The following is a 24,879-nucleotide window of genomic DNA, read 5'->3' on the forward strand; positions in this document are numbered from 1 at the left end:
GCGCTCAGTCCGCGGTGACCAGCAGCGCGTCGCGCGCGCGCAGCGCGGCGTACACGTCATCGGTCCGCGGGCGCACGCCATGCCACTGCTGGAAGCTCTCGGCCGCCTGCTCCACCAGCATGCCCAGGCCGTCGAAGCTGTTGCGGCAGGCCGCGGCACGCGCCCAGGCCAGGAAGGGGATCGCCGCCTCGCCGTAGTTCAGGTCCACCGCGGTGGTCAGGCTGTTGACCAGCGACAGCGGCAGGCTGAAGCCGGCCCCGTCGCCGCGCCCCGCCGCCGTGGCGTTGATGATCAGCTCGAAATCGCCCTGCTCGCGCAGCGCGTCCCAATAGGCCGAGAGCGCACGTCCCGGCTCGCCCATCGCGTCCACCAGCGCGTCGGCGCGCTCGGGAGTGCGGTTGGCGACGACCAGCTCCAGGATGCCGGCATCCAGCAGCGCCGGCGCCACCCCGCGCGCCGCACCGCCGGCGCCGAGCAGCAGCACCCGGCGGCCGCGCAGGTCCAGGCCGTGACGCGCGGTCAGGTCGCGCACCAGGCCGGCGCCATCGGTATTGTCGCCATGCCAGGCCTGCCCCTTGCGCAGCAGGGTATTGACCGCACCGGCACGCTGCGCGCGCGAGGTGCGCGTGGCGCACAGCGCGAACGCCGCCTCCTTGTGCGGCAGGGTCACGTTGGCGCCCACCCCGCCGTCGGCGGCGAACGCCTCCAGCGCGGCGGCGAACGCCGCCGGTGTCGCTTCGATGGCGCGATAGTCGACCGCGATCCCCTCGGCCTCGCCGAAGGCGGCGTGGATCCGTGGCGACTGCGAATGGGCGATGGGCTGGCCGAAAACGGCATAGCGGGCGGCACTCATGGCGTTCCTCTGCATGACCTAGACTGGCGCGACCCCGGCTTGCGGAACCTCCATGCGGACCCGATCACTGCTGCTCGCGCTGTCGGCGAGTCTACTCTGTACGCCCGCTGCAACGGCACTGGCCGAATTCGGCATCGAAGGCATCGGCGTGGTCTCTACCCGCGCCGACGAACTGCGCGCCACGCGTTCGGCCGACGGCCGCCGGCTGGTCTGGGCCAGCAACCGCGAGGGCGGCGCCGGCGGCTGGGACCTGTGGCAGGCCAGCTGGGATGCCACGCGCTGGCGCGACGCACGGCCGCTGCCCTTCAATACCGCGGCCGACGACCTGGACCCGTTCCTGAGCGCCGATGGCCGCTGGCTCTATTTCGCCTCCGACCGCGCCGGTGGCCACGGCGGTTTCGACCTCTACCGCGTGGCGCTGCTCGCGGACGGCGGATTCGGCGCCCCGCAGAACCTGGGCGAAACCGTCAACGGCGCCGACGACGAACGTTCTCCGGCCCTGCGCGAGGACGACGGCACCCTGCTGCTGGCCAGCAACCGGCCAGGCGGCAGCGGCGGCTGGGACCTGTGGAGCGCGCGCCGCCAGGGCGAAGGGTTCGCCCCGCCGCAGCCGCTGGCCGGCCTCAACAGCCCGGGCGACGAGCTGGACGGCAGCTGGCTGCACGGCGGCCGCGCCATGGTGTTCGCGCGCGGCACCGGTACCGGCGGCGCGCAGTTGCAGCTCTCGCACTGCCGTCATGGCCAATGGAGCGCGCCCGAACCGCTGCCGCTGTCGTTCAACACCGCCGATGGCGATACCCGTGCCGCGCTCGCCGATGCCAGCACCCCGGGCGAGCTGCTGGTGAGCGGCCACGCCCGCGCACCGCGCGCCGGCGGCCGCGACCTGTACCGGATGCGCGCACCGGCCAGCGACGGCGGGGGCGACTGCCGATAGAGGCCACCCCAGGGCCCCCCACGTCCAGCGGACCATGCTGCCGGCGGCGCCGGGAACATGCCGGCGGGCTTCACCGGCACGGCCCTGGCGGGGCATGGCCCCGCTCTACAGGGCGGGGCGACTGCGTGCTGGTAGCGCCGGGCCGGGCCCGGCGGGGATTTATCGGGAAGGCCCTAGCGGGGCAGGGCCCCGCTCTACAGGGCGGGGCGACTGCGTGCCGGTAGCGCCGGGCCGGGCCCGGCGGGCTTCCGGGACGGCGTTCCCTAGGGTTGCCCGGGGGGCTGCGCGAGTACCGTGGCGCGGCGGCGTTCGTAGTCGGCATCGCTGATCCTGCCGGCCTGGTGCTGACCGGCCAGTTCCCGCAGCTGCGCCTCGACCTCCGGCGCCTGCGGTGCCTGCCGCTGTACCTGGCGTGCCGCGGAGGGCAGTTCCGGCGGGCGCCGTCCGGCGCGGACCGCGGCGACGATCAGCCACCCGATCACCCCCGCGAACACCGTGACGCCGATGACCCATACCACCCAGTGGTACGACTGCATGCCCGGTGCGTCCATCTCAGCCCTCCCTCAGCCAGCGCGCGATCTGCGGCGCGTAATAGGTCAGCACGCCATCGGCGCCGGCGCGCTTGAAGCCGATCATGGTCTCCATCACGCAGCGGCGCTCGTCCAGCCAGCCGTTGGCGGCCGCGGCCTTGAGCATCGCGTACTCGCCACTGACGTGGTAGGCGAAGGTCGGCACGCCGAACTCCTGCTTCACGCGGTACACCACGTCCAGGTACGGCATGCCCGGCTTGACCATCACCATGTCCGCGCCCTCGTCCAGGTCCAGCGCGATCTCGCGCAGGGCCTCGTCGCTGTTGGCCGGATCCATCTGGTAGGTGTGCTTGTCGGCCTTGCCGAGATTGCCGGCGCTGCCCAGCGCATCGCGGAACGGGCCGTAGAACGCCGACGCGTACTTGGCCGAGTAGGCCATGATGCGGGTGTTGATGTGGCCGGCCTCGTCCAGCGCCTGGCGGATCGCGCCGATGCGGCCGTCCATCATGTCCGAGGGCGAGACGATGTCCACTCCGGCATCGGCATGCGACAGCGACTGCTTCACCAGCGCGTCGACGGTGACGTCGTTGAGCACGTAACCGCGCTCGTCGATGATCCCGTCCTGACCGTGCACGGTGAACGGGTCCAGCGCCACGTCGGTCATCACCCCCAGCTCCGGGAAGCGCTGCTTGAGCGCGCGCACCGCGCGCTGCGCCAGCCCGTCCGGGTTCCAGGCCTCGGCCGCATCCAGCGATTTCCCGGACGGATCGACCACCGGGAACAGGTCGATCACCGGCACGCCCAGCTCCAGCGCCTGCTCGGCCTCGCGCAGCAGCTCGTCGATCGACAGGCGCTCCACGCCGGGCATCGACGGCACCGGGGCACGGCCGGGAAGCGCATGCACGAACACCGGCCAGATCAGGTCGTCGGCGGTGAGGGTGTGCTCGCGCATCAGCCGCCGCGAGAAGGCGTCGTGGCGCATGCGGCGCGGGCGGTAACGGGGGTGGAACATGGCGGTACTCCGAAGCGGGGGAAACTAGTGCAGCAGGTAGTCCTGCGGTTGCAGCGGTGCGGGCAGCGGGTGGTCGCCCAGGGCGTCGCGCACGTCGATCTCCAGCGTGCGCACCAGCGCGTCCAGCGGCAGGTCGTTGGACTCCAGCCCGAACGGCTCCTCCAGTTCCTCGCCCAGTTGGTCGAGGCCGAAGAACGCATAGGCCAGCACCATCGACACCACCGGCGTGGCCCAGCCCAGCGCACCGGCCAGTCCGAACGGCAGCAGCACGCAGAACAGCCACGCGCAGCGGTGCAGCAACAGGGTATAGGCGAACGGCAGCGGGGTGCCGGCGATGCGTTCGCAGGCGGCCTGCACCGAGGACAGGGCGTGCAGCCTCGCGTCGAAACAGCCATACAGGTAAGGGTCCAGCGCCCCCGCACGCAAGGGGCCGGCCAGCTCATCGGCGGCCTGTGCCAGCAGCGCATCGGGAACGTTGCGCCGCTGCAGCACATGCGCCTGGTCCGGCGCCAGCCAGGGCGCGGCGGCGGCCGCCTCGTCGCGGCCGCGCAGCCGTGCCGCCAGCGCATGCGCGAAACCGATCAGCAGCCACGAGACACGGCGGCGCAGCCGCGGGTCCTCCGGCAGCAGCGCACCGGCCTGGCGCGCCAGGCTGCGCGCCTCGATCAGCAGCTGGCCCCACTGCTTGCGCCCTTCCCACCACCGCTCGTGGCAGGCGTTGTTGCGGAAGCTCAGGAAGATCGACAGCACCAGCCCGAGCAGGGTGAACGGGGCCACCGCCAGGCCATCGGCGGCGAACGGCGCATGCAGCTTGGCGAACAGCGCCACGGCCACCGCCAGCAGGCCGATCGCCAGCACCCGCGGGGCGATGGCCGGCACGATCGAACCACGCAGGATGTACAGCAACTGCCAGCCGCGGGGGCGGGGTCGGATGATCATCGTTCGGTGGGATGCCGGCGGCGGGCCCGTGGCGCCGGGACATGCGCCCGGCAGGGCCCGTCATTCTACGCCCGGGCCCCGCCCGGCGGCGCGGCCTCTCAGAACAGGCCGCCGCCAAGACTGAGGCGGACCACGCCGACCACGATCACCCCCACGTTGAGCAGCAGACCGGCCTTGGCGCGGCCGCGGTTGGCCGGATGGGTGAACAGCAGGCCGATGGCCGCGATCAACGCACCGCACGCCGCGAACGGGATCACGAACCAGTTGCCCCAGCCCAGCAGCGGGATGAAGGCCACGACCATCCACAGCAGTGCCAGGATGCCCCAGACCAGGCTGATCAGACCCATGTGTTTTCCTCCTTATGGAAACAACCCGCCGATTCCGGATGGTACGCGTTCGGCCACCCGTGGGCCGCCGCGGCGGGCGGCGTTGGCGGCCGATTCAGACTTGGGCAAGGATGATCCATGAACCACCATCCCGGGGGAGTGAAGCCATGAGATTTCCGCTCGCGATCGCGCTGTCCGCCGTCCTCGCCACCGGCGGCTGCGCCAGCACGTCCAAGGTCATGCTGGGGCAGGCACGCGCACCGATCGATCCGGCCAGCGTGCAGATCTACACCACCCCGCCGGAAGGATCGCTGGAGATCGCCCAGCTGGAAGCCTCCAGTGCGGTCGGCTTCGGTACCCAGGGCCAGACCAACGCGGCCGTCGCCCGGCTCAAGCGCGAGGCCGCCGCGCTCGGCGCCAATGGCGTGATCCTGATGGGCGTGGGTGCCGGCGGCTCGCCGGTGGGCATGTCGGTCGGTGCCGGCAGCTACGGCCGCCACAGCGCCGGCGGCCTGAGCGTCGGCATCCCCACCCAGCAGAAGCGCGCCGCCGGCGTGGCGATCTGGGTGCCGCCGGGTGCCGGCCGCTAGGCAGGAAGGCCTTCCCGGTATGGCGGGCAGTCTCCGTCAACGAACCCGTGGGAAGTAGCCGGACCGATGTGTGATGGCAAGCGTGTGCCGGGGCCCTTGACCGCCCCCCAGCCCCGTCCACTCCCCCACGCTGAACGTCGATCGCCGCTCGGGCCGGAGCGCGGCTAGAAAAAAAAAAAGCCTCCACGATCTGTGGAGGCTTCCTTTCCGGAATGGATCTTCAGGGTACCTGGCATTTGTACAGGCAGTCGATGTAGGCATCGCCACAATCATCGACATTGCCGCCCATTGACTTGCATTGTTCATACGCCAGGCGGCAGGAGCGCGTGCAGAACGTCTCTGCGGCATAGGCCGCGCTGCCGAGGACGGACAGGGCCAGGACACTGATGACAAAGAATTTCGAAACCTTTTTCATGGCTACCGACTCTTTGGGCCTGAACATTCAGGCGTCGTCAGACTAGTTGCCCTGTTTCGCCCCACGAAAGATGTCTTCATCCCATTCTGGCGAATATCAGACTTTTCCTACAAAGATCGCAAGAGATCAGCGGTACCGATGTACCGCCACCCGGCCCCCTCTACACGGTGATGCAACGCCCCCGGCCCTGCCTGCATTGCCGCGCGGATCGCGGCGCCGGAACGTCGCACGCGCCTCCGCCCGCCGATGCGTGGCGGTCCGGCCGGCGCATCACTTCCTGCGCTGCGCGGGAATGAAGACCTCGTTGACCGCGGTGGCCAGCTGGTCCGGCGGCAGCAGCCCCTGGTCGAGCAGGAAGTTGTTGAAGGCCAGGCGGTCGAACGCGCCGCCGAGGGCCAGTTCGGTCTGCATGCGCAGCTCCAGGATCCGGGTGTAGCCATAGAAATAGCTGCACGCCTGGCCCGGCGAGCGCACCGTGTAGCGGTCCAACTCCTGGGCCGCCATGGCCTCGGACAGGCCCACGCCATCGACCAGCACCCGACGCGCCTGCTCGCGGTCGGTCTGGCCGAGGTTGAGCATCGGGTCGAGCATGGCCCGGGCCGCGCGCAGCAGGCGGAACTGCAGGGCGATCATCTGCCCGTCCAGCGGCTCGAACGGCACCATCTCCGCTTCGGCATACAACGCCCAGCCCTCGACGTTGACCGAGTTGAACGCGAACAGCGTGCGCGCCAGCGAGATGCCGCGCTCCACCATCGCCGCGAACTGCAGGTCATGGCCGGGGCGTCCTTCGTGCGCGCTCAGGGTCCACGCCGCCGAACCGAAGTTGAAGTCGTCGTACTGCGCCTTCTCACCGGAGGCGGGGTTGCCCAGCGGCAGCACGAAGGTGCCCTGCTGGCCGGTATTGCCGACCAGCGGCGCCGGCAGGTAATGCGGGGCCGGCGACGCGGCGCTTTCGGCGGCGCTGCCCAGGCGCATCTGCAGCGGACGCTGCGGCACGTCGACGATGCCCTGCTCGCGGATGATCGGGTCGATCGCGTCGATCACCCCGCGGTAATGCGATTCGAGCCGGTCGTTGCCGATGGTGTCCTGCTTCAGCGCGCGGATCACCGCCACGTAGTCGTTCGGGTCGGCGACCTCCAGGCGCTTGTCCCTGGCCACCAGCGGCGCCAGCTGGCGCATCGCCGCACGGGTCTCCATGTATTCGAGCTGGGCGCGCTGCACCAGCAGCGCCGGGTCGATGTCCACGCCCACGTCCTTGAGCTGGAAGGCGTACAGCCCGGCCGGCAGGCGGGTGTCGGTGCGGGCCTGCGCCAGCACGTCCTCCCGCGTCCAGGCGATGTAGTCCTTCATCTGCGTGGACAGGGCGGCCAGTGCCGCGTCGGCGCCTTCGATGCCGTACTTGGCGAACAGCGTGCCGATGCCGTCGATGTAGGTGTCGACGTTGGCGATGGCCTGCTCGACCTCGATCTTCGTAGGCTGCAGCAGGTCCGGGGTACCGCTCTTCTCGGCATAGCGCTGGCGCGCCAGGGTGGCCAGCGGCTGCGTGCCCGGTGCCTGGCCGACGTAGGCCTTCAGGCGGTCCAGCGCCCTGGCGCGGCGCTCGGCCGGCACCTGGTCGGACAACAGTCCGTTGAGGCCGCTGAAGACGATCTGCGGCACGTCCACCCACGGCATCAGGTGCTGTTCGTTGAGCGTGCTGCCCTCGATGCCGCGCTCGGCCGCGGCGATCATGATCTCCAGGTCCTGGCGCACGTTGGGGTCGCGCTCGACCTGCAGCTTCGCGCGCAGCCGGGTCCGCGCCTGCTCCAGCGCGGCACGGTAGCGGCGGGCGTTGTCCTGGCCGAGGTCGACCGTCTTGTCGTCATAGCCGGGGACGCCGAAGAAGCTGGCCATCTCCGGCTGGAACGGCGCCTGCGCCTGCAGCAGGATCTGCGCCAGCTCGTTGCTGTGGACCACCCAGGCGGGGGCCGCCGGCGCGGCCGGGGAGGCGGGTGCCGGGGCGGCAGCGGCGGTGCCGATGACGGTCGGGGGGACGGCAAGGGCCAGGGCGACAGCGAGAACCAACGGCTTCATGGGACGACTCCGGAAAGGATGCCGGTGAAACTACCCAGTCGACGCAGGAGCGGCAAGCGCACCCGGCTGGACGACGAGCCTTGGATGCCGGCCCGCCTGCACTTCCCCGACCGGACAAGGCGACCGGCTGCCGCCACGGGCCGGCGCCGTGCGGGACGGCGCGTACCCGGCTGGAACAGGACCCCGCGCGCGCCGGACGGCGGAGCAACCGCTCACCCGCCGCGCGGCAGGCCGGTGCAGGACGTCCCGCCGGGGAGGCGCAGGTCCGGCAGCGCCTCCCGACCGGCCGCTGCACCCACCGTTCCTCGAAGCCCCCTGCAGGTGGCGATACGCCCCACGGGGTCCTGCCGCACCGTGCGGCCCGGAGACACGGATCACCTTCCAGGCGCTGCCCACCGCGCCAAACCCGCTGGCGCCACCGATGACGCACTGCCCGGCCGCGATCGGCGCCTCCGGCACTGCCGCACCTGCGGGCGTTGCGCGGCGCGGGCGGCGGCCTCGCGGCAGGGCGCGCGGGACGCCGGCGATACGGCCATCCGCCGCGGTCCCATGCCGTTGACCCGTCTCCGGTGCCGAGCCGCGGCCCGGCGGCCGGCGGCAGCGTCCACGTCAGCTGGCGTCACCGGGTGCGCGACGGCGCGCCGGGCGCGGGCGCCGCATCCGGCGGAGGCGCTGGAAGCCGTGCGGCCGCGCCCCCGCTGCCGTTCAGGGTGCGAGGCAGCGTGCGAGGAAGCCCTCGGCGATGCGGTAGCGGTGCAGTGCGTCGGCACCGGACAGGCCATGCTTGGCGCCCGGGTAGGTCATCAGTTCGAACGGCTGGCCGCGCTTCTGCAGCGCGCTCATCAGGCTGGTCGAGTTGGAGAACAGCACGTTGTCGTCGGCCATGCCGTGGATCAGCAGCAGCGGCGAGGTCAGCCCGTCGATGTGGCTGAGGATGCGCGCCTCGCGGTAGCCATCGGGGTTGGCCGCCGGCAGGTTCATGTAGCGCTCGGTGTAGTGCGTGTCGTACAGGCCCCAGTCGGTGACCGGCGCGCCGGCCACGCCGCAGGCGTACTGGTCCGAGGCCTTGGCCAGCAGCATCAGGGTCATGTAGCCGCCGTTGGACCAGCCCTGCACGCCGATGCGCGCGCCGTCCACCCACGGCTGCCGCTTCAACCACGTGATCCCTTCGAGCTGGTCGGCCACTTCCACCGTGCCCTGCACGCCGTACAGCGCGCCGCCGAAGTCGCGGCCGCGGCGCGGGGTGCCGCGGTTGTCCAGCGAGAACACCACGTAGCCCTGCTGTGCGAGGTACTGGTTGAACAGGTGGTCGCCGCGGCCGGGCCAGCTGTCGGTGACCGTCTGCGTCGCCGGCCCGCCGTAGACGTAGACGGCGACCGGGTAGGTCTTGGCCGGATCGAAGCCGGCCGGCTTGATCAGGCTGTAGTGCAGCGGGGTCTTGCCGTCGGCGGCGGTCAGCGTGCCGTACTCGATGGGGCGCTGCGCATCCAGGTACCTCGCGTAGGGATGCCCGGGATCGGTCAGGGTGTTGTCCAACAGCGTGGCGATCTTCTCTCCGCTGGCCCGGTACAGCTCGATCTGCGGCGGCGTGGTGCTGTTGGACCAGCTGTCCACGTAGACGCTGGCGTTGTCGGCGAACGTGGCGCTGTGCATGCCCGGAGCCTGCGAGCGCTTGACCGGCGTACCGCCGGCCAGCGGCACGGCGTAGATCTCGCTGCGCAGCGGGGACTCGATGCCGGCACGGAAGTAGACCTGGCCGGCAGCCTCGTCCACCGCCAGCAGCGCATCCACCGGCCAGTCGCCGGACGTCAGCGCGGTGAGCGTGGCGCCGTCCTCGCTGGCCAGGTACAGGTGCTCGAAGCCGCTGCGTTCGGACGACCACAGGAACCGGCCGTCCGCGAGGAAGCGCAGGCTGTTGTGCAGCGGCACCCAGGTGCGGCTGGTCTCGGTCGCCAGGGTCCGCTGGCGGCCGTCGGCCAGGGTGGTCTCCACCAGCTCCAGGGTCTTCTGGTCGCGGCTCTGGCGCTGGAAGGTGAGCCGCTGCGGATCGCGCCAATCGACGCGGGCCAGGTAGATGTCCGGCTCGCTGCCGAGGTCGACCCAGGCCGGCGCGGCGCCGGCACGCGGCGCGACCACGCCGAGCCCGACCCGCACGTTGCGGTCGCCGGCGGCCGGGTAGCGCTGCTCGATCATCTCCACCCGGTCGGCGTACATCTCGTAGCGCTTCTGCACCGGCACCGGCGATTCGTCGATGCGGGCGAAGGCGATGGCCGAATCGTCCGGCGCCCACCAGTAGCCGGTGTGGCGGTCCATTTCCTCGTCGGCGACGAACTCGGCCACGCCGTTGCCGATGGTCGTGCTGCCGTCGCGGGTCAGCTGCAGCGCCCGGCCATCGGCGAGGTCGATCACCCACAGGTCGCGCGCGCGCACGAAGCTGACAAAGCCGCCCTTGGGCGAGATCTTCGGATCGGTGGCGAAGCCCTCGCCACGGGTGAGCTGGCGCACCGCGTCGCGGCCCTGCCTGCCCAGGTCGTACAGGTACAGCTCGCCGCCGAGCGGGAACAGCAGGGTCTTCGCGTCCGGCGACCACTGGTAGTCGACGATGCCGGACATCGCGGCGATGCGCTGGCGCTCGCGGCGCGCCTTCTCCTCGTCGCTCAGGGTCTCGGTGCCGGGCAGCACGACCTTGGAGTCGACCAGCAGGCGGGTCTGGCCGCTGGCGATGTCGTACTCCCAGAGGTCCAGCTGGTTGCGGTCGCTGTCCTTGCCGCGCAGGAAGGTCACCCGCGAGCCGTCCGGGGCCACCTTGGGCTTCATCAGGGTCGGTCCGGACAGGGGCGCGCTGCCGGTGATGGCTTCCAGGGTGAGCTTTTCGGCGTGGACGGCGGGCGTGGCGAGCATCATGGCAAAGGCAAGGAACAAGGGGCGCATGGGATTCCTGTCGTCGACAGAACGGATCGCGCCATCCTAGCCGAGCGTGGCCGCAGGCGCGCCCCGCGCGGCGGCCATGCCCCCGCCGGGCGGCGGCCATCGGCGGGGACGACCGTGCCGGCAGCGCGGCCCGGCGCGGTGGCGGTCAGCGCGGGCCGAACAGGTGCCTGCGCTCTTCCTCGCTCAGCGGCTTGCCGGCCTCCGGGTTGATGGTCGGCCCCAGCGCATAGGCGCGCCGGGTGGCGGGACGCGCGGCGATGGCCTGGTGCCAACGGTGCAGGTGCGGGAAGGCGTCGAAGTCGGCCGGCAGCTTGCTGTAGGCGCCGATCCACGGGTAGCTGGCCATGTCGGCGATGCCGTAGTCGTCGCCGGCCAGGTAGGCCGACCCGGCCAGGCGCTTGTCCATCACCCGGTGCAGCCGCCGCACCTCGCTGTCGTAGCGTTCGATGGCATAGGGAATGCGCTCGGGCGCGTAGACGTTGAAGTGGCCCATCTGCCCGCTCATCGGCCCCAGCCCGCCCATCTGCCAGAACAGCCATTCCAGCGTGGCGGCGCGGCCCCGCGGGTCGGCCGGCAGGAAGCGGCCGGTCTTCTCGGCCAGGTACAGCAGGATCGCGCCGGACTCGAACACGCTCAGCGGCGCGCCGCCGTCGGCCGGGGCATGGTCGACGATCGCCGGCATCTTGTTGTTCGGCGAAACCGCCAGGAACGCCGGCTGGAACTGGTCGCCCTTGCCGATGTCGACCGGCAGCAGCCGGTAGTCCAGCCCCGTTTCCTCCAGGAACAGGGTGATCTTGTGGCCGTTGGGGGTCGGCCAGTAGTACAGGTCGATCATGAATGCGCCTCCTCGTGGCGAGCGTCCGCAGGCCGTCTACGGTAGCGCTTGGCAGCCCCCGGGGGCGACCGCTAACCTTCCGCGTTTCCGCAACGCAGCATCCCTGCCATGTCCGCACACAAACCGCTGAGCCCGCTTCCCGCCCTGATCTTCGCCTCGCGCTGGCTGCAGCTGCCGCTCTACCTCGGCCTGATCGTCGCGCAGTGCGTCTATGTCTTCCTGTTCGGCAAGGAACTGTGGCATCTGATCCACGACGCGGACGCGCTGGGCGAGCAGCAGATCATGCTGATCGTGCTCGGGCTGATCGACGTGGTGATGATCTCCAACCTGCTGGTGATGGTGATCGTCGGCGGCTATGAGACCTTCGTCTCGCGCCTGGGCCTGCAGGGCCACCCGGACCAGCCGGAATGGCTCAGCCACGTCAATGCCTCGGTGCTCAAGGTGAAGCTGGCGATGGCGATCATCGGCATCTCCTCGATCCACCTGCTCAAGACCTTCATCGAGGCCGGCCAGCTGGGCCTGCCGCTGTGCGCGCCGGAGCTGGTGGCGACCGGCGTGGCCTGCACCAAGTTCACCTCCACCGGGGTGATGTGGCAGACCATCATCCACTGCGTATTCATCCTTTCGGCGGTGGGCATCGCCTGGACCGACAAGCTGATGGCCAACGGCCATCCCAGGCAGAACGGGCACTGAGTCCCGGGCGGCCGGGCGCCGTACCGCGGCGGCCGGCGGGGCCTGCCGGCCGGCCCCGGCCTCGTGCCGCCGGGGAAGCGGTGTTAGATTCCCCCCTTCGTCCGGGATCCGGCCGGTGTCGGGAAACGCCGTGCCGTGATGCACCCCCGGGCGGGCCACCATTCGCGTTCGTCGATTCAAGGGGAAGATTGATGTCGTACGTCACGATCCACCGCAAGGTCCACCTGCTGGTCCCCGCCCTGCTGGCCGTCGCCCTGGCCGCCTGCTCGGACAAGGACGGCTCCACCCCCGCCACCGCCGAAGACGCCCCGGCGCCGGCACCGGCCGCCGCGCCGGCGGAACCGGCGGTCTCGGCCAAGGTGCAGTCGATGGGCACCGACCAGCTGCGCGATTCGGCCAGCACCGCGCTGCGCGAGAACCGCATGTACGCGCCGGCCGGCGACAACGCCATGGAGTACTACCTGGCGCTGCGCGACAAGCTCCCCGACGACGCCAGCATCAAGAGCGCACTGACCGACCTGCAGCCCTACACCCTGATCGCCGCCGAGCAGAGCCTGGCCCGCGAGGACTTTCCCGAAGCTCAGCGCCTGATCGCGCTGATCGAGAAGGTCGACCCGGCCGCGCCGGCGCTGCCGCGCCTGAAGCAGGGTGTGGACAGCGGCATGCAGCTGGTCTCGCGGCGTACCCGCGACGAGGCCGACCGCGCCCGCCAGGACAACGAGAACCGCGCCCGCCAGCAGGTCGAACAGCAGCGCCTGGCCCAGCAGCTGGCCGCCGAGGCGGTGGCCGCACAGCAGCTGGCGGCGCGCCAGGAGGCGGCGCGCAAGGAAAGCGAGCGTCTGGAGGCCGAGCGCCAGGCGGCCGCCAAGCGCGAAGCCGATGCCCGTGCCGCCGCGCAGCAGGTCGCGGCCGCGGCCAAGCCGGCGGCCCCGCCACCGCCGCCGGCCGCGCCGACCCTGCGTGCGGTCAGCACCCCGGCACCGCGCTATCCGGCCGATGCCCTGCGCTCGGGCACGTCCGGCGAGGTGCTGGTGGAGATCACCGTGGGTACCGACGGCTCGGTCACCGACGCGCGCGTGCTGCGCGCCACGCCGCCGCGGGTATTCGACCGCGAGGCGCTCAATGCGGTGAAGCGCTGGCGCTTCGAGCCCATCGCCAGCCCGACCACCACCCGCCGCACCCTGGCGTTCCAGCCGAACCAGTAAGGCCGCCGCCGGCCTGCGCAGCGCGCGGGCCGGCACGCGGAAACGGCGCCCTCAGGCCGCCGGCAGCGGCGGCGTGCTCAGGTACTTCTCGCGGCGCACCTGCGGCGCCCCGAGGCCCGCGGCCCGCAGCGCCTCGAAGCAGGCGTCGACCATGGCCGGATTGCCGCACAGGTAGGCGATGTCGCGCGAGGGATCCGGCGCCAGCTCGGCCAGCTGCTGCTGCACGTAGCCGTGGCGCACGTCCGCGTCCGGCTGCTCCGGCAGCGCCCGCGACAGGCAGGGCATGTAGCGGAAACCGGGATGGGCGGCGGCGAAGGCGCGGAAATCGTCGCCGTAGAGCAGCTCGTCGGGAGTGCGCGCGCCCTGCAGCAGCACCACCTCCACCCCGCGCCGAGCGATCGCCTCGCCCAGCAGCGGCAGCATCGCGCGGTACGGGGTCACCCCGGTGCCGGTGGCGATCAGCAGGTAACGGCCGTTGCGGTCGCCGGGCTGCAGGCAGAAACGCCCGAACGGGCCGCTGGCGGTGATGTGCTGGCCGATTTCCAGCCCCTCGAACAGCGCGGTGGCGGCACCCCCGGGCACGAAGCCGACCGCGATCTCGGCCGCGTCGCCGGCGCCGAGCGCGGGGTCGTGGACCGTCGCCAGCGAATAGCTGCGCTTGGCCGCGGTCCCGTCGGCATAGGCGAAGTGCACCTGGATGAACTGCCCGGGCTTGAAATCCAGCGGCTGGCCGTCATCGCGGACGAAGTGGTAATGACCGACAGCCGGCGCCAGCATGCGGCGGCCGGCCAGCTTGAGGGGGAATTGGACAGGCACGGATGGGAAACAGTGTGTAGCCGGGTGGAGCCCGCGGGGCTTCTATAATAGCCCCTCGCACTTACCCGGCACCGCCACGGCGGCGCGAAGGCACGAGCTTGATATCCCCAACCGCTTCCGGCGCGCCCGCATTGCGCGTGCACGATCTCCGCAAGACCTACGACAACGGCGTGCAGGCGCTCAAGGGCGTTTCGCTGGAGGTCGCCCCCGGCGACTTCTTCGCGCTGCTCGGCCCCAACGGCGCCGGCAAGTCCACGCTGATCGGCATCGTCTCCTCGCTGGTGAACCTCAGCCAGGGCGAGGTGCAGGTGTTCGGCACCGACCTGGTGTCCGAGCGCAGCGCCACCATGCGCCTGCTCGGGCTGGTGCCGCAGGAGATCAATTTCAACCTGTTCGAGAAGCCGTTCGACATCCTGGTCAACTACGCCGGGTTCTACGGCCTCCCGCGTGCCGAGGCCGAGGTCCGCGCCGAGCAGGAGCTCAGGCGCGCGCACCTGTGGGACAAGGCGCAGATGATGAGCCGCACGCTGTCCGGCGGCATGAAGCGGCGGCTGATGATCGCCCGCGCGATGATGACCCGGCCGCGCCTGCTGATCCTGGACGAACCCACCGCCGGCGTGGACATCGAGATCCGCCGCGACATGTGGAAGACGCTGCAGGAGATCAACGCCGCCGGCACCACCATCATCCTCACCACCCATTACCTGGAAGAAGCCGAGCAGCTGTGCCGCAACCTGGCCATCATCAACCATGGCCGGATCGTCGAGCAGGGACCGATGCGCGGGCTGCTGGCCAAGCTCGACGTGGAGGGCTTCATGCTCGACGTCGAAGGCGAGCTGCCGGCGGCGCTGCCGGCGATCGACGGCGCGCGGCTGGTGGCGGTCGATGCGCACACCCTGGACCTGGACATGCCGCGGGCGATGGACCTGAACCGCGTGTTCGACACGCTCGGCACCGCCGGCATCCGCGTGCGCTCGATGCGCACCAAGAGCAACCGCCTGGAGGAGCTGTTCGTGCGCCTCACCGGCAACCTGGAGACGCCCGCCGCATGAATCCCTCCGCCGCCACTTCCGACCGCGCCCGCAACTGGGTGGCGCTGGGCACCGTCGTCCGCCGCGAGATCACCCGCATCCTGCGCATCTGGGGCCAGACCCTGGTGCCGCCGGCGATCACCATGACCCTGTACTTCCTGATCTTCGGCGGCCTGATCGGCTCCCGGGTCGGCGACATGGGCGGCTACAGCTACATGCAGTTCATCGTCCCCGGCCTGGTGATGATGAGCGTGATCCAGAACAGCTACGGCAACATCAGCTCCTCGTTCTTCGGCGCCAAGTTCGGGCGCCACATCGAGGAACTGCTGGTCAGCCCGATGCCGAACTGGGTGATCCTGGGCGGCTACGTCGCCGGCGCGGTGCTGCGCGGGCTGATGGTCGGCGCCATCGTGCTGCTGATCGCGCTGCTCTTCACCCGCCTGCACATTCCGCACCCGCTGGTGACGCTGAGCACGGTCCTGCTGGGCTCGACGATCTTCTCCCTGGCCGGCTTCATCAACGCGGTCTACGCCAAGAAGTTCGACGACGTCGCCATCGTGCCGACCTTCATCCTGACCCCGCTGACCTACCTGGGCGGCGTGTTCTACTCGGTCACCCTGCTGCCGCCCTGGGCCCAGGCGATGACCAAGGCCAACCCGATCTTCTACATGGTCAACGCCTTCCGCTACGGCCTGCTCGGCAGCAGCGACGTGACGCCCTGGGTGTCCTATGCGCTGATGCTCGGCTTCGTCGTCGCGCTCACCGCACTGTCGCTGTGGCTGCTGCGGCGCGGCGTGGGGCTGCGCAGCTGAGGGCAGGTCCGGCGACCCGCGCCGTCTTCTTGGAACAGCACTGGAGGATTCGATGTTCAGCCACGTCATGGTCGGCAGCAACGACCTGGAAAGGTCCCGGCGGTTCTACGACAGCGTCCTCGGGCTGCTGGGCGCAGGGGCGCCCTTCCGGATGCAGAAGCCGGACGGCCAGACCGCGCTCTTCTACCGCAACCGTGACTGTCTGTTCGCCGTCACCCAGCCCAAGGACGGCGCACCGGCGACGGTCGCGAACGGCGCGACCATCGGCTTCAGCTGCGGGTCCCCGGAGCAGGTGCGGCAGTTCCACGCGCTGGCGCTCGCCAACGGCGGGACCGCCATCGAGGACCCTCCCGGGCCGCGCGGGTCGCCTGCCGGGGACCTGTACATGGCCTATGTCCGCGACCCGGACGGCAACAAGCTCTGCGCCCTGCACCGGCTGCCCGCCGACGCCGGGACCTGACGCCGGCAACCGGCGCCGACGGCCACCCGCCCGCGGCGGCGCGGATGGACGCCACCAGGCGCGGCGGTTGCCGGCCGCCGCCCCGGCACCCGCATACGGGCCGATAATGGGGCGGTCCTTCGCGCCTCATCCCCACGGGAGTCTGCAGCATGCGCATCCTGATCCTCGGCGCCGGCGGTACCGGCGGCTACTTCGGCGGCCGCCTGGCCCAGGCCGGCATCGACGTGACGTTCCTGGTACGGCCGGCACGCGCCGCGCAGCTGGAACGCGACGGCCTGGTGATCCGCAGCCCGCTCGGCGACGCCGCCTTCCCGGTCGCGCACGTCGGCGCCGACGCCCTGCCGGCGCTGGCCGCGGCCCGGCCGTTCGACCTGGTGGTCCTGAGCTGCAAGGCCTACGACCTGGACGGCTCGATCGCCGCGATCGCACCGGCGGTCACCGCCGGCACCACGCTGCTGCCGATCCTCAACGGCCTGCGCCACTACGCCGCACTGGATGCGCGCTTCGGCCGTGACGCGGTGCTTGGCGGGCTGTGCTTCATCAGCGCCACCAAGGCCGACGACGGCGCCATCGTGCATCTGGACACGCCGGCGCGCCTCACCTTCGGCGAGCGCGACGGCGGCACCGGCAGCGCGCGGGTCGCCGCGCTCGCCGCCGCCTGCACGGCGGCAGGCATCGACCATGTCGCCTCGCCCGGCATCGCCCGCGAACAGTGGATCAAGTACACCTACCTGACCGCGCTGGCCGCCGGCACCTGCCTGATGCGTGCCGACGTCGGCCGGATCGCCGCCACCACGCATGGGCGCGCCTTCATGCAGGCGCTGTACCACGAAGGCCTGGCGGTCGCCGCGGCGGCCGGGCAGGCGATACCGGACAAGGCCCGGGACATCGCGCTGGCATCGCTGACCCAGGCCGGCTCGCCGATCAAGGCCTCGATGCTGCGCGACCTGGAAGCCGGGCAGCGCGTGGAGGCGGCGCACATCATCGGCGACATGCTCGAGCGTGCCCAGGCCGCCGGGCAGCAGGCACCGCTGCTGCAGGCCGCCAGCTGCCACCTGCAGGCCTACGAAGCGCAGCGCCCCGCCTAGGCACCCGGAGCGGGCGGCGCGTTCCCGCTGCAGCACCCGGGACACATCGCTCCGCTATGCTCGCGTCCCCGAACCGGCTTCAGGAGATCCCCACGTGCGCAGCCACTGGAACGTCCTCGGACACGGACTGGCAGCCCTGCTGCTGGTGGCCTGCGGTGCGCCGCCCGCTCCCCCGGAAGGCGGGCAGGCCGCTGCAGCGCCGGCGGACCCGGCCGACGCGGCGGCCGGTGGCGACCCTCTGGCCGACGCCGGGCCGCAGCCGCCACACCGTCCGGTGGACGCCATCGACGACCGCGACGGCCACCCCGTGGCGTTGCTGCCCTTCGACCTGGAGCGCCTGCCGCTCAGCCATGCCCCGCTCGGCGCGCTGCCGTTCTTCGGCCTGCCGCAGGGCTATGTCCCGCTGAACCCGCCGCAGCTCCGTGCCTGGGCGCGCTTCCCGTTCCGCCTCGGCGAGGGCGTGCACTGGGCGGAGGGACCGACCTGGTCGGCGCGCATCGCCACCGAGGGCGGCAAGGATTTCTCCGCGCTGGAACTGCAGCGCAACCTGGAGAGCCTGGTGGACGCCGCCGGCGGGCGGAAGGTGTTCGAAGGTCCGCTGCACCGCGACATCTACTACGGCCCGCAGCTGGAGGGCGAGATCGGCGGTGGCTTCATCGATGCGGTGAACCTGGACCGCGACGCGCCGACCGCGGTGTACGTGGTGCGCCAGGCGCAGCGCACGGTCTGGCTGCAGCTGGCGATGGATGGCAACGGCGCCGGGCTGGTGGTGCTGGAGCAGCAACCGTTCCAGGCCAGCGCGTCGTGGTCGGCCGAGTTCCCGCACCTGTCGCTGCCGGCCGGCTACCGCGAGCGCAACGCGCCCCGGCAGCGCGACTTCGACCGCTTCCCGTTCTGGACCGGCGAGCGTTTCGAACAGGTCGAGGGCCGCACCTGGGCCATCGACTTCGACAAGGGCGAGCGCGAGCACTCGATGCACGAGGTGCGCCGCAACCTGGAGGCGATGATGGCCGCGGCCGGCGGCCACAAGGTGTTCGAGGGGCGCATCCCCCGCGACCAAGCCGAGGCCCTGCCGCAGACCCTGCAGGCGGCCTACGGCGATGCCGCCGGCTACAACTGGCATGACCACGACCTCCTGGTCTACCGCGCCGCGCTGCCCGACGGCCGCGAGGTCTGGGTGCACGCGCGCCTGCAGTACCTCAGCGCCGGCTGGGTGGTGGCCGAACGCAGCGGCTTCGTGCAGACCGCCGCGCTGCTGCCGGCCGCGGACCTGAAGCAGGCGCTCGACAGCGACGGGCGCGTGGCCATCCAGGTCAACTTCGCCACCGATCGCGCCGAGATCCTGCCCGCCTCCGAACCGCAGCTGGCGCAGGTGCTCGACCTGCTGCAGGGCGATCCGGCGCTGCAGCTTGCCGTCGAAGGGCATACCGACGGCACCGGCGATGCCGCGCACAACCGCGCGCTCTCCGAAGCGCGCGCGCGTGCGGTGGTCGCCGCGCTGGCCGGCAAGGGCATCGACGCCGGGCGCCTGCAGGCCGCCGGCTTCGGTGCCGACCGGCCGGTGGCCGACAACGCCGACGAACCGGGCCGTGCCCGCAACCGGCGGGTGGAGCTGGTCAAGCGCTGAGCGCGCCCGGGCAGGCCGCCTCCGGTGGAGGCCGCCTGCCCGTCAGGCGGCCGCGGCCTGGCGCCGCTCGCGGCGGGCGTGCACCCAGTAGTACAGCGCCGGCAGCACCACCAGGGTCAGCAGCATCGCCGAGATCAACCCGCCGATCACCACCACCGCCAGCGGCTTCTGGGTCTCCGCGCCGATGGCGTGCGAGGTCGCCATCGGCAGCAGGCCGAACATCGCCAGCAGCGCGGTCATCAACACCGTGCGCAGGCGCTGCAGCGAGCCCTGGACCACCGATTCGTACAGCGACAGCCCCTGCTCGCGCAGCTGGCCGAAGCGGCTGAGCATCACCACGCCGTTCAGCACCGCCTGCCCGAACAGGGCGATGAAGCCGATCGCCGCCGACACCGACAGCGGGATGCCGGTCAGCAGCAGCGCGAGGATGCCGCCGATCATCGCGAACGGCACGTTGGCCAGGATCAGCGCGGCACTGGTGACGTCCTTGAAGGCATCGAACAGCAGCACGAAGATGATCAGCACCGACAGCGGCACCACCCAGCCGAGGCGCTGCATCGCCCGCTGCTGGTTCTCGAACTCGCCCGACCAGCTGACCCCGTAGCCCTGCGGCAGCTGCAGCGTGGCGTCCACGCGCTGGCGCATGTCGGCGACCACGCTGCCCATGTCGCGGCCGGCGATGAACACGCTGATCGCCTTCACCCGCTGGCCGTTGTCGCGGGAGATGTTGATCGCGCCACTGGCCATGCCGAAGTCGGCCACGTCGCCGAGGGTGACGGTGCGGCCCTCGCCGATGTCCACCGGCACCTGCGCGAGCCGCTGCAGTTCGCGGTCGCCATCGGCCAGCCGCAGGGTCACCGGGAAGCGCCGCTCGCCCTGCCACAGCTCGCCGACCTCGCGTCCGCCCAGGGCGGTCTCGATCACCGTGTCGATGGCCTTGACGCTCAAGCCGTAGCGCGCCGCGCGCTCGCGGTCGATGTCGATGCGCAGCTGCGGCAGGCTGCCGTCGCGGTCGATGAAGGCGCTCTCCACGCCCTCCACGTCGCGCACCTGCGCCAGCACCAGCTGGGCCTGGGTGTTGAGCTGGTCGAGGTCCTCGCCGCTGATCTTGATGACGATCTGGCCCTTGATCTGGGAGATGCTCTCCAGGATGTTGTCGCGCACCGGCTGCGAGATCGAGAACTCCGGCCCGGGAATGCGCTGTTCCAGGGTCCGCTGCATCCGCGCCACCAGCTGCGCCTTGTCCAGGCCGCTGGTCCATTCCTTTTCCGGCTTCAGCGCCACCAGCGCCTCGATCTGGTTGGCGCCCTTGGCGTCCGAGCCGTCTTCCGGGCGCCCCAGCTGCGCGACCACCGTGGACACTTCCGGCATCTGCCCGACCAGGTCGCGGATGCGCCGCGACTGGGCCTGGGCCTCGCTCAGGCTGGTGCTGGGGTCGAGCGTGGCGGTCAGCCAGATCGAGCCTTCGTCCAGTTCCGGCAGGAACTCGCTGCCCAGCCGCGTGCCCAGCGCCAGGGTCACCGCGAGGATCGCCAGCGCGCTCAGCGCCACCGCCCTGGGCCGCGCCAAGGCACGTTCCAGCACCGGCCGGTAGCCGCCGCTCAGGCGCCGCATCAGCGGGTTGTCCGCGCGCGGCGGGCGGCCGCGCCCCAGCCACCAGTAGCACAGCAGCGGCACCAGGGTCAGCGCCAGGATCAGCGCCCCGACCAGCGCCGAGGTGACCGAATAGGCCATCGGCGCGAACATGCGGCCCTCGTGGCGCTGCAGGGTGAAGATCGGGATGTGCGCGGCGATGATGATCAGCATCGAGAAGAACGTCGGCCGGCCCACCTCGCGGGTCGCCGAGAGCACCGTATCGAACGTGCGCCGGCGGTCGCTGCCCGGCGGCAGCAGCGCCAGCCGCGCCACGATGTGCTCGGTGACGATCACCGCGCCGTCGATGATGATGCCGAAGTCCATCGCCCCCAGCGACAGCAGGTTGGCCGGCACTCCCCACAAGGTCAGGCCGAGGAAGGTCGACAGCAGCGCCAACGGCATCATCGCGGCCACGATCAGCGCCGCGCGCGGGTTGTACAGGAACAGCCACAGCACCAGGAACACCAGCACCGCGCCTTCCACCAGGTTGCCGAACACCGTGCGCAGGGTGGTCGATACCAGCCACGAGCGGTCGTAGAACGGCTCGATGCTGACCCCGGCCGGCAGCTGGTCGCGGGAGATCTCGGCGATGCGCGCATGCAGCGCGTCCAGCACCTTGGACGGGTTCTCGCCCTTGCGCATCAGCACCATGCCGAACACGGCATCGTCGTTGCCGTCGTGGCCGACCAGGCCCTGCCGCGGCAGGCCGGTGTCGGCCACCGTGGCCAGGTCGCGCACCAGCACCGGCGCGCCGGCGCGCTCGGCCACCACGATGCGGCCGATGTCCTCCGGCGAGCGCAGCAGGCCGACGCCACGGATCAGGTACTGCTGCTGGCCCTTCTCGACGTAGCCGCCGCCGGCGTTGGAGCTGCCCTCCTCCAGCGCCTGTGCGAACGCCTCCAGGCTCACCCCGCGGTCGCGCAGCCGGTTCAGGTCCGGCTGCACCTGGAAGGTGCGCAGCCAGCCGCCGAAGCCGACCACGTCGGCGACCCCGGGCACCGTACGCAGCTGCCGCGCCATGACCCATTCCTGCAGGGTGCGCAGCTCGGTGGAATCCAGATGGTCGCCGCGCAGCACGTAGCGGTAGATCTCGCCGACCGCCGAGCTCATCGGCTCGATGCCCGGCTGCACGCCGTCGGGCAGGTCCACGTCCTGCAGCCGCTCGAGCACCTGCGCGCGGGCGAAATAGTCGTCGGCGCCGTCGTCGAAGGTCAGGATCACCATCGACAGCCCGAACTGGGTATGCGAGAACACCCGCACCGAATGCGGAATGCCGGCCAGCGCCACCTCCAGCGGCATGGTGACCTCGCGCTCCACCTCCTCGGCCGCGCGTCCCGGGTACAGCGAGACCACCGTGACCTGGGTATCCGACACGTCGGGGAACGCCTCCACCGGCAGCTCGCGGAAGGCGATCAGCGAGCTGCCGACGAACAGCAGCAGCGCCAGCATCACCATCACCGGCTGGCGCAGGCACCAGGCAACCAGGCGATCGATCATGGCGCGGCCTGCGTGCTGCCGTCGTTTCCGGACCGGGGCTGGTCCAGCAGCTGCTGCAGCAGCAGGCCGCCGTCGACCACCACCCGCTGCCCGGCGCGCAGGCCGTCATGCACCCAGGCACGGCCATCGCCGATGTCCTCGCTGCGCACCGGCTGGCGCCGGTAGCGGCCCTCGCCCTCGTCGACGAACACCAGCGCGCGGTTGTCGATCAGCAGCACCGCGGATACCGGCACCGCCACGCCCTGCGGCAGCGGCAGGGCCAGGGTCGCGCGCAGGTACTGCCCGGCCTTGAAGCGGCGGCCGCTGTTGTCCAGCACCGCCCGCGCCTGCACCACCCGGGTCTCGCGGTCCACGTAGTCGGCCACATGCTGCAGCGGCACCTGCCGCGGCTGGCCGCCGGCGTCCTCGATGCGCACCTCCTGGCCGGCGCGCACCTGTCCGGCCAGGTGCTCGGGCACGTCCAGCAGCAGCCACAAGTGGTCCGGGTCGCTGACCACCGCCAGCGGCTGTTCGCTCTCCGCCGACACGCTCATGCCGGGGCTGATGTTGCGCTCCACCAGGATCCCGTCCAGCGGCGTGCGCAGCGGCAGGCGCTGGTCGACGCGGCCGCCGTTGCCCAACGCCTGCGCCAGCGAGTGCGTACGCGCCTGTTCGGCGCGGCTGGCGGCGAAGCCGGCCTCGGCCTCGTCCAGCTCGCGCCCGGAGGCGATGCCGGCCTCGTGCAGCTCACGGACCCGCGCCAGCTCCTGCCGCGCCTGGCGCAGCTCGGCCTCGCCGCGCGCACCCTCGGCCTGCAGCTGGCCGAACTCCGGCGAACTGATCCAGGCCAGGGTCTGCCCGGCGCGTACCGGCTGCCCGGGGGCGGCCACCAGCTGCGCCACCTGCCCGGCCAGCGGCGCACGCAGGTAGGCGGTGCGGGTGTCGTCCCACGTCAGCCGTGCCGGCAGCGGCACCTGGCGGGTGCCGGCGGCCTCGGCGGCGACGCTGCGCAGCACCTGCAGCTGCGGGCTGTCGGGGGCGAAACGGATGCTGTCCCGGTCCACCTGCGGCGCGTCCACCGGCGCGTCGGACGGGCCGTGGCCGCAGGCCGCGAGCAGCGCGGCCAGCAACAGCGGGGAAAGCCGGACGCCACGCGCCGGGCCAGTCAGAACCATGCGACTCATCGGCATCAGGATCCTTGCAGGGAGGGAAGCGTGAGCAGCGCCTGCCAGCGCGCCCGTGCCACGGCGTGCTCCAGCTGCGCCTGCACGCGTTCGTGCTCGGCCTCGCGCCAGGTGCGGCGCGCATCGAGCAGGTCGGTGAGGCTGGCGGCGCCGCGCCGATAGGCCAGCTCCATGCCGTCCAGGGCCTGGCGCGCGGCCGGCGCGATCCGTTGTTCGTAGTGCTGGACCTGGAGCCCGGCCGCCTCCAGCTGGCCACCGGCCTGGCGCACCTGCGCGCGCACCTGGCGGTCGGCCTCGCGCTGCGCCAGCACGGCCGCGTCGTAGTCGGCCTCGGCCCGCTGGACCTGGCCACGGTAGTGGCGGGCGCCGACCAGCGGCACGCTGACCGAGAACCCGAGGGTGACACCGCCGATATCGTCCGGCTCGCGCTCCAGCTCCAGCCCGAGCTGGACGTCGCGGCGGCCCTGGCTGCGCACCAGGCGGCGCTCGGCATCGGCCGCCCGCACCCGCGCGGCCACCGCCTGCAGGTCGGCGCGCAGCGCCGGATCGAAACCGTCCGGCAGCGGTGCCGGCGTGCCGGCCGCCGGCCAGGGATCCTCGGCCTGCAAGCGCTCCGGCGCGTCCACGTGCCCGATCAGCAGCGCCAGCCCGATCTGCGCGTCCTGCCATTCCAACCGCTGCCCGCGCGCCTCGGCCTCGGCCTTCATCGCCTCCACCGCCAGGCGGTTGCGTTCGATCGGCGCGATCGCACCGGTGGCCAGCGCGCGCTCGGCGGCGGCCAGCGCCCGCGCCGCTTCGTCGCGGTTGTCCTCGGCCATCTGCAGCGCCTGCTGCGCGGCCTTCAGGCCGAAGTAGGCCTCGTGCAGCGCCAGCACCTGCGCGCTGCGCTGGTCCAGCAGGTCCAGCCGCGCCGCATCGCCGCGGGCCCGGGCGCCTTCCACCCGCAGCCGGCGCTTGCCGCCACGCTCCCAGGTCCACTCCACGCCCAGCGTGCTGTCCACCCGCTTGTCCTTCCAGCGGCCACCGCCCACGCCCTCCTGGCGGCTGATCTTGCTGCTGCCCACGCTCAGTTCCGCGGCCGGACGCCGCGCGGCGTCGAACAGGTCGCCCTCGGCGCCGCGCAGTTCGATCCGCGCGGCGAGGATGTCGGCATTGTTCCCGTGCAGCGCGGCCTCGGCCTCGGCCAGGGTCATCGCCGGGGCCCTGCCCGGCAGCCAGGGCAGCGCCAGCAGCAGCGCCAGGCAGGCGCTGCGCCGTGGCAGGCGGACAGCGGTGGCACGCGCCGGCAACGCCCCGGCGCGGCCGGCGGAACGCGCCGGACAGCGGGACGACACCACGGCGCCGTGCATCGATACGGACGGCTTGGCATTCATTGCCGCCACGGTAAGGTGGGGCACTTTCGGGAAACTTGCCC

At 71.8% G+C, this 24,879-nt stretch carries 22 protein-coding genes; 9 read left to right on the top strand and 13 right to left on the bottom strand.

Annotated features, from left to right (window positions below):
• Positions 1–4: 4 nt before the first annotated feature.
• Entirely contained in the window at positions 5–853 is an 849-nt protein-coding gene (aroE, locus tag K5L01_RS08310) for a shikimate dehydrogenase (protein WP_250063780.1), read from the bottom strand.
• A gap of 52 nt (positions 854–905) precedes the next feature.
• Between aroE and K5L01_RS08315 the strand changes: the two genes are divergently transcribed.
• Positions 906–1,787 carry a TolB family protein gene (locus tag K5L01_RS08315; RefSeq protein ID WP_250063782.1) on the top strand — a complete coding sequence of 294 codons (882 nt, stop codon included), beginning with the start codon at positions 906–908 and terminating at the stop codon, positions 1,785–1,787.
• Between the two features lie 263 nt (positions 1,788–2,050).
• Here K5L01_RS08315 and K5L01_RS08320 read toward each other — a convergent pair whose 3' ends face one another.
• From K5L01_RS08320 to K5L01_RS08335, 4 genes are all read right to left on the bottom strand, one after another.
• Positions 2,051–2,338: an SHOCT domain-containing protein gene (locus K5L01_RS08320; protein ID WP_250063784.1), complete on the bottom strand. Its 288-nt coding sequence runs from the start codon at positions 2,336–2,338 to the stop codon at positions 2,051–2,053.
• A 1-nt stretch (position 2,339) separates the two neighbouring features.
• Positions 2,340–3,329: a porphobilinogen synthase gene (hemB, locus tag K5L01_RS08325; protein ID WP_250063786.1), complete on the bottom strand. Its 990-nt coding sequence runs from the start codon at positions 3,327–3,329 to the stop codon at positions 2,340–2,342.
• 24 nt (positions 3,330–3,353) lie between these two features.
• Positions 3,354–4,268 (bottom strand): bestrophin family protein, encoded by a 915-nt coding sequence (locus K5L01_RS08330; RefSeq protein ID WP_250063788.1) that lies wholly within the window; start codon positions 4,266–4,268, stop codon positions 3,354–3,356.
• 98 nt (positions 4,269–4,366) lie between these two features.
• Positions 4,367–4,615 (bottom strand): hypothetical protein, encoded by a 249-nt coding sequence (locus K5L01_RS08335; protein WP_250063791.1) that lies wholly within the window; start codon positions 4,613–4,615, stop codon positions 4,367–4,369.
• Positions 4,616–4,761: 146 nt separating this feature from the next.
• Between K5L01_RS08335 and K5L01_RS08340 the strand changes: the two genes are divergently transcribed.
• Entirely contained in the window at positions 4,762–5,184 is a 423-nt protein-coding gene (locus tag K5L01_RS08340; protein ID WP_250063793.1) for a hypothetical protein, read from the top strand.
• Between the two features lie 220 nt (positions 5,185–5,404).
• On the opposite strand, the gene K5L01_RS08345 is transcribed toward K5L01_RS08340, so the two are convergent.
• The 4 genes from K5L01_RS08345 to K5L01_RS08360 form a co-directional block, all read right to left on the bottom strand.
• Complete coding sequence (locus K5L01_RS08345; RefSeq protein WP_250063795.1) at positions 5,405–5,599, bottom strand: hypothetical protein; 195 nt, start codon at positions 5,597–5,599, stop codon at positions 5,405–5,407.
• Positions 5,600–5,869: 270 nt separating this feature from the next.
• Entirely contained in the window at positions 5,870–7,672 is a 1,803-nt protein-coding gene (locus tag K5L01_RS08350) for a DUF885 domain-containing protein (protein ID WP_250063797.1), read from the bottom strand.
• A 705-nt stretch (positions 7,673–8,377) separates the two neighbouring features.
• Positions 8,378–10,603 carry a S9 family peptidase gene (locus K5L01_RS08355; protein ID WP_250063799.1) on the bottom strand — a complete coding sequence of 742 codons (2,226 nt, stop codon included), beginning with the start codon at positions 10,601–10,603 and terminating at the stop codon, positions 8,378–8,380.
• 145 nt (positions 10,604–10,748) lie between these two features.
• Positions 10,749–11,438, bottom strand: coding sequence for a glutathione binding-like protein (locus tag K5L01_RS08360; protein WP_250063801.1), 690 nt, complete (start codon positions 11,436–11,438; stop codon positions 10,749–10,751).
• Positions 11,439–11,546: 108 nt separating this feature from the next.
• Here K5L01_RS08360 and K5L01_RS08365 point away from each other — a divergent pair, with 108 nt between their 5' ends.
• Positions 11,547–12,131: a TIGR00645 family protein gene (locus tag K5L01_RS08365; RefSeq protein ID WP_250063803.1), complete on the top strand. Its 585-nt coding sequence runs from the start codon at positions 11,547–11,549 to the stop codon at positions 12,129–12,131.
• A gap of 191 nt (positions 12,132–12,322) precedes the next feature.
• Positions 12,323–13,336 carry an energy transducer TonB gene (locus tag K5L01_RS08370; protein ID WP_250063805.1) on the top strand — a complete coding sequence of 338 codons (1,014 nt, stop codon included), beginning with the start codon at positions 12,323–12,325 and terminating at the stop codon, positions 13,334–13,336.
• 51 nt (positions 13,337–13,387) lie between these two features.
• Here K5L01_RS08370 and K5L01_RS08375 read toward each other — a convergent pair whose 3' ends face one another.
• Positions 13,388–14,113: an FAD-binding oxidoreductase gene (locus tag K5L01_RS08375; RefSeq protein ID WP_250064150.1), complete on the bottom strand. Its 726-nt coding sequence runs from the start codon at positions 14,111–14,113 to the stop codon at positions 13,388–13,390.
• A 140-nt stretch (positions 14,114–14,253) separates the two neighbouring features.
• Between K5L01_RS08375 and K5L01_RS08380 the strand changes: the two genes are divergently transcribed.
• The 5 genes from K5L01_RS08380 to K5L01_RS08400 all read left to right on the top strand — a co-directional run bounded on the left by K5L01_RS08380 (position 14,254) and on the right by K5L01_RS08400 (position 19,170).
• Entirely contained in the window at positions 14,254–15,204 is a 951-nt protein-coding gene (locus K5L01_RS08380) for an ABC transporter ATP-binding protein (protein WP_425603873.1), read from the top strand.
• The gene (locus K5L01_RS08385) at positions 15,201–15,995 is read left to right on the top strand and encodes an ABC transporter permease (protein ID WP_250063809.1); all 795 of its coding nucleotides are present in this window, start codon (positions 15,201–15,203) and stop codon (positions 15,993–15,995) included. The genes K5L01_RS08380 and K5L01_RS08385 overlap by 4 nt, the downstream gene beginning before the upstream one ends.
• Before the next feature lie 52 nt (positions 15,996–16,047).
• Positions 16,048–16,455, top strand: a complete 408-nt coding sequence (locus K5L01_RS08390) for a VOC family protein (protein WP_250063811.1) — start codon at positions 16,048–16,050, stop codon at positions 16,453–16,455.
• A gap of 149 nt (positions 16,456–16,604) precedes the next feature.
• Positions 16,605–17,543 carry a 2-dehydropantoate 2-reductase gene (gene panE, locus K5L01_RS08395; RefSeq protein ID WP_250063813.1) on the top strand — a complete coding sequence of 313 codons (939 nt, stop codon included), beginning with the start codon at positions 16,605–16,607 and terminating at the stop codon, positions 17,541–17,543.
• Positions 17,544–17,637: 94 nt separating this feature from the next.
• On the top strand, positions 17,638–19,170 hold the full coding sequence (locus tag K5L01_RS08400) for an OmpA family protein (RefSeq protein ID WP_250063815.1): 1,533 nt from the start codon (positions 17,638–17,640) through the stop codon (positions 19,168–19,170).
• A gap of 42 nt (positions 19,171–19,212) precedes the next feature.
• On the opposite strand, the gene K5L01_RS08405 is transcribed toward K5L01_RS08400, so the two are convergent.
• Genes K5L01_RS08405 through K5L01_RS08415 form a run of 3 tightly spaced genes read right to left on the bottom strand, consistent with a single transcriptional unit; the run spans position 19,213 to position 24,838 of the window.
• Positions 19,213–22,302, bottom strand: a complete 3,090-nt coding sequence (locus tag K5L01_RS08405; protein ID WP_250063817.1) for an efflux RND transporter permease subunit — start codon at positions 22,300–22,302, stop codon at positions 19,213–19,215.
• Positions 22,299–23,465 (bottom strand): efflux RND transporter periplasmic adaptor subunit, encoded by a 1,167-nt coding sequence (locus K5L01_RS08410; RefSeq protein WP_250063819.1) that lies wholly within the window; start codon positions 23,463–23,465, stop codon positions 22,299–22,301. Before K5L01_RS08410 ends, K5L01_RS08405 begins: the two co-directional genes overlap by 4 nt.
• 5 nt (positions 23,466–23,470) lie before the next feature.
• Positions 23,471–24,838 (bottom strand): TolC family protein, encoded by a 1,368-nt coding sequence (locus K5L01_RS08415; protein WP_250063821.1) that lies wholly within the window; start codon positions 24,836–24,838, stop codon positions 23,471–23,473.
• Positions 24,839–24,879 lie beyond the last annotated feature (41 nt).

Source organism: Stenotrophomonas mori, assembly GCF_023556335.1.
Taxonomy (GTDB): domain Bacteria; phylum Pseudomonadota; class Gammaproteobacteria; order Xanthomonadales; family Xanthomonadaceae; genus Stenotrophomonas; species Stenotrophomonas mori.